Raw genomic sequence first — 11384 nt, 5'->3', positions numbered from 1 at the left:
CGCCCCCCCCGCGCGCCCCGCCCGCCGCGCGCGGGCGCCCCCCCCGCCCCCCCCGCGCCCCCCGGGTCCGTTCCGGCGCCCGTCACCGGGACCCGGCGTGGCCATCGGCCCGTCGGGAGGCGTCCGGGATGCGCCCGGCCGGCGCAAGGCACCGCCGCCGGCGGGTGTCGGCCAGGGTCTTTCCGGTTGCCGACCCGGATGTGCCATTCGATGATGGTGCTTGAATTTCCCCACATCGCGGCGCATTGCTCCGCGTTGCGTTCCTGAGCGTGTTCCCGAGCTCGGAAAATCTGCTTCTGTTCACCTCTGACGTGCTGACGCAGGGGCGAAGGAGGAACCCTTGCTGAGCGCATTCGCCAAGGTCTTCAAAACCCCGGACCTGCGCAAGAAGCTGTTGTTCACGCTCGGCATCATCGTGCTGTATCGCGTGGGGTCGCATGTTCCGCTCCCCGGCGTGAGCTATCGCAACGTCCAGGCGTGCGTGAACGCGGCGACGAAAAACGGCGGGCTGCTGGGTCTGGTGAACCTGTTCAGTGGCGGGGCCCTGCTCCAGATCACGGTGTTCGCGCTGGGCATTCTGCCGTACATCACGTCGAGCATCATTCTTCAGCTGCTGACGGTGGTCATTCCGAGACTGGAGGCGCTGAAGAAGGAGGGCGCCGCCGGACAGGGGAAAATCACCCAGTACACCCGCTATCTGACGGTGGCCCTCGCCGTCCTTCAGGGCACGGGCCTGGTCGCGACCGCCCGCAGTGGCGCGCTGTTCCCCAGCTGCCCGACCGCCTCGGGCATCGTCCCGGACGATTCGATCCTCACCACGCTGGTGATGGTGCTCACGATCACCGCGGGGACGGCCTGTGTGATGTGGCTCGGCGAGCTGATCACCGAACGCGGCATCGGCAACGGGATGTCGATGCTCATCTTCATCTCCATCGCCTCCACGTTCCCCGGCGCCTTGTGGACCGTCAAACAGGAGGGCCAGATCGCCGACGGGTGGCTCGGCTTCGGCGTCGTCATTCTCGTCGGGTTCGCGATGGTGGCCCTGGTCGTCTTCGTGGAACAGGCGCAGCGCCGCATTCCGGTGCAGTACGCGAAACGGATGATCGGCCGCAGGTCGTACGGCGGAACGGCCACCTACATTCCGCTGAAGGTCAACCAGGCCGGTGTGGTACCGGTCATCTTCGCCTCCTCACTCCTCTACATTCCCGCGCTGATCGCGCAGTTCTCCAACTCGCACGCGGCGTGGGCCACATGGGTCACCCAGAACTTCGTCCGGGGAAATCATCCGTATTACGTCCTCGCGTACTTCCTGCTGATCGTGTTCTTCGCGTTCTTCTATGTGGCGATCACGTTCAATCCGGAGGAGGTGGCGGGGAACATCAAGCAGAGCGGCGGGTTCATCCCGGGCCTGCGGGCCGGCCGGCCCACGGCCGAGTACCTGGGGTACGTCCTCAACAGACTCACCTGGCCGGGTGCCCTCTATCTGGGCCTGATCGCCTTGGTCCCCACCGTCGCCTTCGCGAGCTTCGGCGGCGCCAACCAGCTCACCGGCACGAGCATTCTGATCATCGTGAGCGTGGGCCTGGAGACCGTGAAACAGATCAGCAGCCAGATCGAGCAGCACAACTACGCGGGCTTCCTCCGGTGACACCCCCGGGGGACCCGGGCCCCGGACTCATCCCCCGGACTCCGCCAGCCGTTCCGTGATCAGCCGGGAGGCACGACCGGCCTCGGTCGCGGGGTCGCCACCGCTCAGGACCTTGGTCATGTATGTCTTGATGGGGTTGTCGGCCTCGACGGCGGCCCACCGGGGCGAGGCGGGGGTCGCCCGGCCGCGCGCGGCGCCCACCGCCATGGCCGCGGCGCCCTCCTCGCCGGCCACCGCGCTCGCGAGGGTGGTCTTGTTGGGCACGTAGTTCATCGTCCGGGCCAGCCGGGTCTGCCACTTGGCGCCGACGAGGGCCGAGACGACGGCCGTGGCCGCCCGCCGGTCGTCGGTGTTCTTGGGCACCACCAGGTCGGAGCCGCCGGTGAAGACGGCGCCGGGCTCGGCGGCCGTCCTGCCGGGGACGGGGAAGAACCCGAGTTTCTTCCGCAGCGCGGGGTTCTGCTCCACGATCGCCTGGGCGAGCCCCGGCACGGCCACGATCTGCGCCACATGACCGCCGGCGAACACCCCGGCCTGCGGCGGGTGTTCCTCGTCGGCGCCGGCGGGCCCGGAGCCGAGCGCCTGGAGCCGCCGGTAGAAGTCCATGCCGCGCAGGGCCGCGGGCGTCCGCAGGGAGCCCTGCCAGGTTCCCGCGGACTCCGTCGCGAGTTCGCCGCCCTCGTCCCAGACGAACCCGGCGAAGGTGTACCAGTCCTGCCCGGCCAGATAGATCCCCTGGTTCCCGGCCGAGTTGAGCCGTCCCGTGTCCTCGATCCACTGCTCGCGGGTCTTCGGCGGCTTCTCGATCCCGGCCCGGTCGAAGAGGTCCTTGCGGTAGATGACGACGCGATTCGCCGCGTACCACGGGATGCCGTACTGGCGGGTGCTGAACCGGCCCGGCTGGGCGAGGCCGGGAAGCCAGTCGTCCATGCCCCAGTCGCGCACGGACTCGAGTGTCAGGTCGCTGAGGCCGCCCCGGTCCACGTACTGCGCAACCTGTGTGTTGCCCACCTCGATGACGTCCGGACCGTCGCCTCGCCCGCCCTTCAGCGCCCCCTGGACCTTCTGCACGATCCCGGTCCACTGCTGGATGCGGATGTCGAGGGCGATGTCCCGGTGGGTCCGTTCGAAATCCTCGGTGAACTGCTTGAGGAACTCCTCGGAGGCGCTGTCCTTCATCAGCCACACCGTCACGGTGTGGCGTCCACCGCCTTCCCCCGGCAGAGCTCCGCAGCCGGTCAGCAGGGAGGCGGTCACACAGGCGAGGGCGAGCAGACGACGCGTCACGGAGGGGGTCCTGTTCTGTCTTGCGGACAGCGGAATGAGAACCCGACGTGGGGGACGAGCACAGTGCTCGTACGGGTGTTCTGATTTTGGTATGGACCAATCAGACCCGTCAAGGGAGACCGGTCACGTCACTGCCGACATCTCGCGCACCGCGGCGCCGTGAGGCACCGTGGAATGACGCGTGGCACACCCGCCACGGCGGAGAGGAGCACCCGCATGACCGACCACACGTACCGGGTCACCGAGATCGTCGGCACCTCCCCCGAGGGGATCGACCAGGCCGTCCGCAACGGGATCGCCCGCGCCTCGCAGACCCTGCGCAACCTGGACTGGTTCGAGATCACCCAGGTCAGGGGGCAGATCGTGGACGGGGAGGTCGAGCACTACCAGGTTGGCCTGAAGGTCGGCTTCCGTCTGGAGGACGGCGCCTGACGCCACGGGCGTCGCTTCTCCCGGGATGTGGCCCCTCCCCGGGGCCACCTACCGCTCCCCTGCCGGGGCGTATGCCGATCCGCCGCGATCCGCCGCGGGCCGGCGAGGTCCGCCGCGAAGTCGCGCGCCGGACCTCGTGGACGTGCGGCACCGACCCGTTCCTCCGGCCACCACGCGTGCCCGGCCGGGAGCGGGATCGCGAGCGGACCCCCCGAACGGCCGACCGGCGACCTTCGCGTCGCCTCGGACGGGCGCCCACGTCGTCCGCGCCGGGCCGGTCGTACGCCGACCGGCGCACACCGCGGCCGCGGGTCGGCCCGTCGATCGCGAGCCCGCCGCCGATGCTCCGGCCCGTCACACCCCTGCCGTTGGCGCACCCGCCGGTTCAACACGGTCCGGCCGCCCGCCCGTCACCCTCGGGCGGCCCGGACCGGACCGGGCCGGGACGCGCCGGACCGAGCCGGGACGCCCACGTCGGCCCGGTCACGTCGGCCCACTCACGTCGGCCCACTCGCGTCGGCCCGCTCACGTCAGCCGGCCCGCTCAGGTCCGGCCTTCGCGCCCCTGCGCGTTCTTCAGGGTCGATGACGCCGTCGCCCAGCGCGCCCGTACGACCTTGAACCCGGCCCGCTCGGCCTCGTCGCAGACGAGTTCGTCGTCGTCCACGAGGACACGGATCTCCCGGTCGCGCGCGAGCCGGCGGAGGATCTCCGACTTGGTACGGCGGGCGGGCCTGCGGTCGTCGTCGCGCCGCATCCAGACCGGCCCCTCGGGCAACCCCTGGGCGGCCAGCCACGCGAGGGTGTCACGGCGGCAGCGCTCGGGACGGCCGGTCAGGTAGACCACGTCGCACTCCCGCGCGCTCTCCGTCGCCATGGCCACACCCTCGGGCAGCGGCGGATCCTGCGGCGCGGCCGCGAAGAACGCGTCCCAGTCACGCGGGGCGCGTTCCAGGAACCGCTGCCGGTGCGCGCTGTCCGCGAGCGTGCCGTCGAGGTCGAACACGGCGAGCGGTCTGCTGTTCTTCTGCGTCACGCCGACCACCCTAAGGTCCCGCGACACCCGGCGCGCCCGGCGACCCGGAACCCCGTGGCCCCGTCCCGCGGAGGGACCGGCGGCACGCCCGCTCCCCGGCCCGCGACCGCCTCACGCTCCGCGCCGACTCCCCCTCGCGAAAAGGGTGTTGGCGGCATCCCGGGAGTGCGGCGACGTCACGAGGCGTCGGCCAGCCAGGGCCTGACCTGCTTACGGGCCTCGTGCAGACGGGACTTGAGCGTGCCGAGCGGAATGCCGACCCGCTCGGCGACCTCGGCGTACTCCAGCTGACAGATGTCCCGGTAGACCAGCGGCGCCACCAGGTGCGGGTGCTCGCGCTCCAGCCGCTCCAGCGCCTCCAGGAGGTCGACGCGGGAACCGGCGATGACGCTCGTGGTGCGCGGGTCGACGTGTTGCGAGGCGTCGATGACGTCCGGCTGCTCGGCGGCCCGCCGCTTCAGCTCGCGGTACTTCTGGCGGGAGCAGTTGGCGACGACGGTGTAGAGCCAGGTGCTGAAGCGGCTGCGGCCCTCGAAGCCGGTGATCTTCCGCGCCACCTGGAGCAGGACGTCCTGTGCCGCCTCCTCGGCGTCCTCGCGGCACGGCAGGAAGCGCCCGCAGCGCCGCATGACCTCCGGCTCCAGCCGCTGGAGCAGCAGGTCCAGGGCACCGGGCTCGCCCGCGGCCGCGCGCAGTGCGAGCTCTTCGGTTCCCGCCGCGTCCTGCACTGGGTGCTCCCCTCGGTGTCGATCTGAGGCCAGGCATGATAGTCGCATGCACCCTCCGCAGCGGATCGGCCGCTACCGTCTGGAACGGCGTCTGGGCGCCGGCGGCTTCGGCGTGGTCTGGCTCGCCCATGACGAGGTGCTGGACGCGGTCGTCGCCGTGAAGGTGCTGTCCGAGAACTGGGTCGACCACCTGGACGTCCGGGAGCGTTTCCTCTCCGAGGCCCGGCTGCTGCGCAAGGCCGACTCGAACCGGGTCGTCCAGGTCTACGACATCGGTGAGCTCCCGGACGGCAGGCCCTACTTCGTCATGGAGTACGCGGACGGGGGCACCCTCGCGGACCGGGTAGGCGGTGGCCCGCTCCCGGTGGCCGAGGCCCTGCGGCTGACCGCCCTGGCGGCCCGCGGCGCGGCCGCGCTGCACCAGGCCGGGATCGTGCACCGCGACATCAAGCCGTCCAACGTGCTGCTGCGCACGGCACCCGGCGCCGCGGACCGGGTCCTGCTGGCGGACCTCGGGCTCGCCAAGAGCCTGGCACACGCCTCCGGGCTGACGATGGCCGCGGGTTCCGCGGGCTACACCCCACCGGAACAGGCTCAGCCCGGGTCGGGGATCGACGCGCGGGCCGACGTGTACAGCCTGGGCGCCCTCGGCTACCACCTGGTCACGGGCACCGTCCCCGGGCCGCCCGGCAAGGTCGTACGCCCCGACCGGCTCCGTACCGATCTGGCCCCGGGCGTCCAGCGGGCGCTGCTGCGGGCGATGGAACCCGACCGGGAGCGGCGCTGGCCCACGGCGCTGGGTCTGGCCGAGGAGCTGGAGCGGCTGGCCGAGGCGGCGCCGGGTCCGGCCGCCCGCGGGCCCCGGCGCGGTCGGCGGGCCGTGGTGGCCGGGGTGGCCGTCGCGGTCGTGGTCGCCGCCGGCGGTGTCACCGCCGCCCTGGTGACCCGGCAGTCCCCGGGCGGTTCCGTGCGGGTCGCGGACGCCTCGGGACGGCTCACGGTGGAGGTGCCGCGCGCCTGGGGCCGCCAGTTGCGCGACTCCGGGTGGAATCCGCGGACCGTGGGCCTGTCGGACACCCACGCACCGGGGCTGGCCGTCGCCGACGACCTGGCCGCGTGGCAGGACCTGCGCTCGGGTGTCGACGGGGTGTTCGTCGGTCTGAGCGAACACGGGGACGTACGGACCGACGTCGCCTCGCTCGCCCACACCGCATGCCACTACGACGGCAGCCGCACCTACACCGGCGCGCACTGGCACGGGCTGGTGAGGACCTGGAGCCACTGCCCGGGCGGCCACGGCTCGCTCACGGAGGCGGGGCTCACCCCCGCGGGCGGCGCCGCACAGCCTCAGCTCTACGTGCAGATCCGCCAGAAGAGCGACGGTGACGCCACCGACCGTGTGCTCGGTTCCGTACGGGTAGGCACCTGACGAGAACGCGTGCCGGACCCGCGAACTTTTCCGGGCCGGCACGCATCGGACACTGGTGACGGAGCACGGAGCGCCGTCCGCACGGGACACGGCGTGCGCTGATTCGAAGGAGTGCTGACATGGCGAGCTTCCGGCACGGCGACGGGGTTCCCGTACGCCGCACGTCCTCCCCCGCCCACTGGGCGGCGGTGGTCGCGGGTGTGGCGCTGCTGGGCACGCTCTCGGCCTGCGGCACCGACAGCGGTACGAGCGGCACCCCGCAGAAGCTCCCCGGCACGGCGCAGCCGGCCTCCGGCGACACGACGCCGGACGGCTCGGGCACCAGCACCGCCTCGGCCGGCGGCGGCAGGACATCGGCCCCGGTGACGGGTTCCGCCTCCGCCTCGGCCACGTCCTCGACGGGAAGCGGCGCGGCGAGCACCCGCTGTCACACCTCCGAGCTGCGCGCGACCGTCGGCGGCAACGACCCGGGAGCGGGCCAGGAGAACTTCCCCGTCGTCCTCACCAACACCTCGCACCGCACCTGCACCCTGCGCGGCTACCCCGGGGCGGCCTTCGTCGACGCGTCCGGCAAGCAGCTCGGGCCCGACCCGAAGCGCTCCCCCGGGTCACCGGCCACGGTCACGCTGTCACCCGGGCAGAGCGCGTGGGCGGGCCTGACGTTCTCCAACCCGGAGATCAGCGGGGCGCACACGGCCACGCCGGCGTCGCTGGTCGTCACGCCGCCCGACGAGCGGGACCCGCTCAAGACGACCTGGAAGGGCGGCAAGGTCCCGGTGTCGGGGAACTCCTCCTCGGTCTCCCTGACGGTCGTCAGGGCCGGTACCGGCGCCTGACCCCGCCCTCCCCGCCAGTCCCCGCCGTCCGCTCCGCACCCCGCCGCCCCGCCGTCCGCACCGCGGACCGGCGGGGTTTGTCACGGAACGGCAACACGTGCCGCCGCCGGCGACCTTTCCCGGACGCCCGCGCATCCCACCCTTCGACGCGCCCTCCGCAGGGCGGCGCGTCGCGGGAACGGAAGCTCCGGCCCGGCGCGGGAGCGGTATCGAGGACATCGGGGGTTCATCATGACCGGCATCTCACGCAGGCGGCTGCTGACGGCGACGGCCGCCGCGGGAGCGCTCGGCGCGCTCTCCGCCTGCTCGGCGAAGGACTGGTCCGTGGGCGGCGACGGCAAGGGGACGGTGAAGGACGCGACCCCGCGGCCCCGGCTCATCGGCGACGGTTCCACCGCCGACACGGGGGCCCAGCCGCGGCAGCCGAAGGCCGAGCGGCTGAAGCCCGGCGAGCGTCCGCCGCAGTTCGTGGTGTTCTCCTGGGACGGCGCGGGCGAGCTCAGCAACCAGCTGTTCTCGCGGTTCCGCAAGGTCGCCACCGATCACGGCGCCTCGATGACCTTCTTCCTCAGCGGCATCTACACGCTGCCCGAGTCGAAGAAGCACCTCTACAGCCCGCCGCAGCACCCGGTGGGCGCCTCCGCGATCGGTTACCTCTCCGACCGGCACATCCACGCGACGCTCCAGCAGATCCGGGGCGCCTGGCTGGAGGGACACGAGATCGGCACCCACTTCAACGGGCACTTCTGCGGCTCGGACGGGGTGCGCCGCTGGTCACCCGCCGAGTGGCGCAGCGAGATCGACCAGGCGAAGAGGTTCGTCACCGAGTGGAAGACCAACACCGGCTTCACGGATCTCGAACCGCTGCCCTTCGACTACGACAAGGAGCTGATCGGCGGCCGCACCCCGTGTCTGGAGGGCCAGTCCAACCTGCTGCCGACGGCGGCCGCCCTCGGTTGGAAGTACGACGCCAGTTCCCCCGGCGGCCTGCAGATGTGGCCGGGCAAGGTCCAGAACGGCCGCGTCTGGGACTTCCCGCTCCAGTCCATCCCCTTCCCCGGCCACACCTTCCAGGTCCTGTCCATGGACTACAACCTGATGGCCAACCAGTCGAACGCCAACCCGCTCGGTGACCGCTCCCAGTACGACGCCTGGCGTGCGCAGGCCCGCGACAGCTACCTCGCCGGCTTCCGCCGCGCCTACGAGAGCAACCGGGCCCCCTTCTTCGTCGGCAACCACTTCGAACGCTGGAACGGGGGCATATACATGGACGCCGTCGAACAGGCCATCGAGCAGATAGCGGGGCACGACGAGGTACGCCTGGTCTCGTTCCGCCAGTTGGTGGAGTGGCTGGAGGCCCAGGACCCCGCGGTGCTGCGCAAGCTGCGGACCCTCGATCCCGGACAGTCCCCACTCGGCGGGTGGGCGGAGTTCCTGGGCACCGCCGCCTCCGCGTCGGCCACGGCGGGGTCGGCCACCGCCACGTCGTGACACCTCCCGGCGGAGGCGGTCCGAGCCCGGGGGCCGGGCAGCGCGTTCCCCGGGAGCGGGACCGGAGGGGAGGGCGTCAGCGGTGGCCGCCCCAGCCACCGCCGGAGCCATAGCCGCCGCCGTAACCGCCGTCTCCGTGACCGCCGTTGCCCCAGGAACCGCCGTCGCCGGATCCCGGGGTGCCGTACTGGCCGTTCCCCGGCGGGCAGTCGTACGGGGAGCAGGAGGACGTGGCATCGGGGTCGGAGGGGTCGGCAGCGGGTGTCGACGGTCCGGCCGAGGGCTCGGGCGAGACCCTGGACGCACCGTTCGGCGCACCCGACCGCGAGGCCCCAGGGGACTCCCGGGGCGCGGGCTCGCCGGCCGCCCCGTCGGCGTCCCAGTTCACCGCCGCCATCTGGAGCGAGGGCGACGAGCTGTCCAGGGTCCAGTGCTGGACGGCCTGGTCCTTGCGGAGCTTGAGGACCAGGGCCCCGGCACCGTTGGTGGCGGCGGGGGTGAGGGCCAGGTCCTGGTTGCCTCGGGGGACCAGCTCCCCCCGCACCGTGAAGTCGTAGCGGACGTTCTTGCCCGCCGCACCCGACTCGCCGGTGCAGGAGGCCAGTTGGACCGAGTAGCCGAGGTGGGAGTCGAGACACAGGCCCGGGTCGGCGACGTCGCGCAGCACCCCGTCCGCCTCGTACGACCATTCCTGTGCCGTGGCCGAGGAGCATGACGTGAGCACCGTCTCGGCCCCCTTCACCAGCTTCCCGTCCACGATGCCGACGCACATCCCGGTCTTGACGTTGCGCAACCGACCGCGCACCGTGCCGTTCGGCGCGTCGCTTATCCACGACGGCTTCGCACCGGGTGCCTTGGCGGGGCCCGAACTCGGCCTGCCCGAAGGACCGGCGCCCTCGGCGGTGCCGTCCGAGCCCTGTGCCGCCCACAGGGCCAGCGGGACCAGGATCAGGCCACCGGCGGTCAGCGCGGCCAGCGCGATGTTGCGGCGGCCCGGGGAGCGCCGGGGTGCCTTGTGCGTCGCCCGGCGGGAGTCGGCGGACGACTGGCCGCGCGGCGTCGCCCGCGGTGGCCGGCTCGGCGGGAGGGGTGCGTGGTCCGGGAGGGGCACGTGGTCCGGAAGCGGCGCGTGGTCCGGGAGCGGCGGGACCGCCTGGACGCCCGGAGTTCCGGGCGCGTCGCCCGACACCTCCACGATCGCGACGGCGCGTCCGGGCCGGGAGGCGAGATAGGCCTCCGCGCCCCAGCCCAGTACGGACTCGGCCAGCGGCAGGGCGAGTTCGCCGTTGAAGTGGCGCAACTGCTCGGCGGTGTGGTGGCAGTGGCGGCAGCGGCCCATGTGCCGGCGCAGATCGGGGTCGAGTTCGTCACCGCCGCGCCGCAACGAGACGTCCAGCATGCGGTGGTACTGGCGGCACTCCTCCTCGGGGGCCAGTTCGCGGTGGATCTCCAGGCAGCCCTCGCGCAGACGCTCACGGGCCCGTTGCAGCTCGATCAGGGCGGCGTCCTCGCGGATGCCCAACAGCGCTGCGGGTACGTGCAGTTGCTCGGCCTCGACCTCGGCGTGCCAGAGCAGACAGCGGGCGGGCTCCGGAAGCCGCTGGAACGCGCGGGACAGCAGCCGCCTGCCCTCCGGCGGCAGCAGCCGCGCCACGACCCGCTCCTCACCGTCCGGACCGGCCAGCAGTTCGGGGTGGAGCGATTCCCGCCGCTGGTCCGCGAGCCATTCGGCGGTCATACGGCGCACCGTGACCAGCAACTGGGGCCGCCAGGCTGCCGTCGGTCCGGTCTGCCGCAGGGATTCGCCGAACAGCCGGGTGAATGCCGCCGTGGTGAGCATTCCGGCGGGCCGCACACCGTTGGTGCACAGCCGCGCGTAGCCGAAGACGGCTTCCCAGTGGCGGTCGAGCAGTTCTCCGACGGGGTGGTGCGCGGGCGTGTTCCCCGAGCTCTTCTTCAGTTCGGCCGCCAGTCGCTCATCCGATATCTCGAACAAGCGAGCGGATTCCGGGGACTGAGACAGGGCGGGGTCATTCACGTCCGCTTTCCTCCCAAAGGCAACGCATGAATTAGTCCATACCAATGGGCAGGCAGCCCGCCAGGCCAGGCGAAGGGGCTGCCCATGGGGACCGTGCCACCGCAAGCACCCGCTTCGACGGCTCTCGGAGAGCGGGGCGGACGGCCACACCGTGCACGCACAGAAGGAAGTAAATATTGTCTGCACGCCAACAAGGCACACCTTTGCACAGCGGACCTTGCCGGAACAAGCCATCCCCTCGTTTTCCCCATTCCGCCGGGCACCGGGGAGATTGACGAAACGTCAATAGAGGCTCCGAGAAAAGAAGACGGAAATCCCCGGACCTTCCGCAGGACCGTCACGCCCGACACCCGCCCCCCGAGGTCCCCTCGACGGAAAAGGCGTTCACCCGGCCGCCCATCGGCCCGGCATGCCGCCTTCGCAAGGGTCCGGTGGCCTCAATTGGGAGCGCTCCCAATTG

9 protein-coding genes are annotated in these 11384 nt (G+C 72.0%); 5 read left to right on the top strand and 4 right to left on the bottom strand.

What is annotated here, in order from left to right; all coding sequences use genetic code 11:
• Positions 1-340: 340 nt before the first annotated feature.
• The gene (gene secY / locus ACFV2J_RS41930; RefSeq protein ID WP_385090921.1) at positions 341-1648 is read left to right on the top strand and encodes a preprotein translocase subunit SecY; all 1308 of its coding nucleotides are present in this window, start codon (positions 341-343) and stop codon (positions 1646-1648) included.
• Positions 1649-1675: 27 nt separating this feature from the next.
• Here the strand turns inward: secY and ACFV2J_RS41925 are convergent, their stop codons facing one another.
• The gene (locus ACFV2J_RS41925; RefSeq protein WP_385090924.1) at positions 1676-2935 is read right to left on the bottom strand and encodes an extracellular solute-binding protein; all 1260 of its coding nucleotides are present in this window, start codon (positions 2933-2935) and stop codon (positions 1676-1678) included.
• A gap of 216 nt (positions 2936-3151) precedes the next feature.
• Here ACFV2J_RS41925 and ACFV2J_RS41920 point away from each other — a divergent pair, with 216 nt between their 5' ends.
• Positions 3152-3367, top strand: coding sequence for a dodecin (locus ACFV2J_RS41920; protein ID WP_356798239.1), 216 nt, complete (start codon positions 3152-3154; stop codon positions 3365-3367).
• Positions 3368-3910: 543 nt separating this feature from the next.
• Here the strand turns inward: ACFV2J_RS41920 and ACFV2J_RS41915 are convergent.
• Positions 3911-4402, bottom strand: coding sequence for a hypothetical protein (locus tag ACFV2J_RS41915; protein ID WP_385090927.1), 492 nt, complete (start codon positions 4400-4402; stop codon positions 3911-3913).
• Positions 4403-4578: 176 nt separating this feature from the next.
• Positions 4579-5130 (bottom strand): RNA polymerase sigma factor, encoded by a 552-nt coding sequence (locus ACFV2J_RS41910; RefSeq protein ID WP_385090930.1) that lies wholly within the window; start codon positions 5128-5130, stop codon positions 4579-4581.
• Between the two features lie 46 nt (positions 5131-5176).
• Between ACFV2J_RS41910 and ACFV2J_RS41905 the strand changes: the two genes are divergently transcribed.
• The 3 genes from ACFV2J_RS41905 (at position 5177) to ACFV2J_RS41895 (ending at position 8886) form a co-directional block, all read left to right on the top strand.
• Positions 5177-6559 (top strand): serine/threonine-protein kinase, encoded by a 1383-nt coding sequence (locus ACFV2J_RS41905; protein WP_385090933.1) that lies wholly within the window; start codon positions 5177-5179, stop codon positions 6557-6559.
• Positions 6560-6678: 119 nt separating this feature from the next.
• On the top strand, positions 6679-7395 hold the full coding sequence (locus ACFV2J_RS41900; RefSeq protein ID WP_385090936.1) for a DUF4232 domain-containing protein: 717 nt from the start codon (positions 6679-6681) through the stop codon (positions 7393-7395).
• A gap of 231 nt (positions 7396-7626) precedes the next feature.
• A complete protein-coding gene (locus ACFV2J_RS41895; protein WP_385443728.1) occupies positions 7627-8886 on the top strand; it encodes a hypothetical protein in 1260 nt (419 codons plus the stop codon).
• Between the two features lie 76 nt (positions 8887-8962).
• Here ACFV2J_RS41895 and ACFV2J_RS41890 read toward each other — a convergent pair whose 3' ends face one another.
• Positions 8963-10882: a ricin-type beta-trefoil lectin domain protein gene (locus tag ACFV2J_RS41890; protein WP_385090941.1), complete on the bottom strand. Its 1920-nt coding sequence runs from the start codon at positions 10880-10882 to the stop codon at positions 8963-8965.
• Between the last annotated feature and the right edge of the window lie 502 nt (positions 10883-11384).

The sequence above is a fragment of the Streptomyces sp. NPDC059668 genome (assembly GCF_042734135.1).
Classification (GTDB): domain Bacteria; phylum Actinomycetota; class Actinomycetes; order Streptomycetales; family Streptomycetaceae; genus Streptomyces.
The sequence above is the reverse complement of the archived record's forward strand: the minus strand, read 5'-3'. Positions and strand labels throughout refer to the sequence as shown.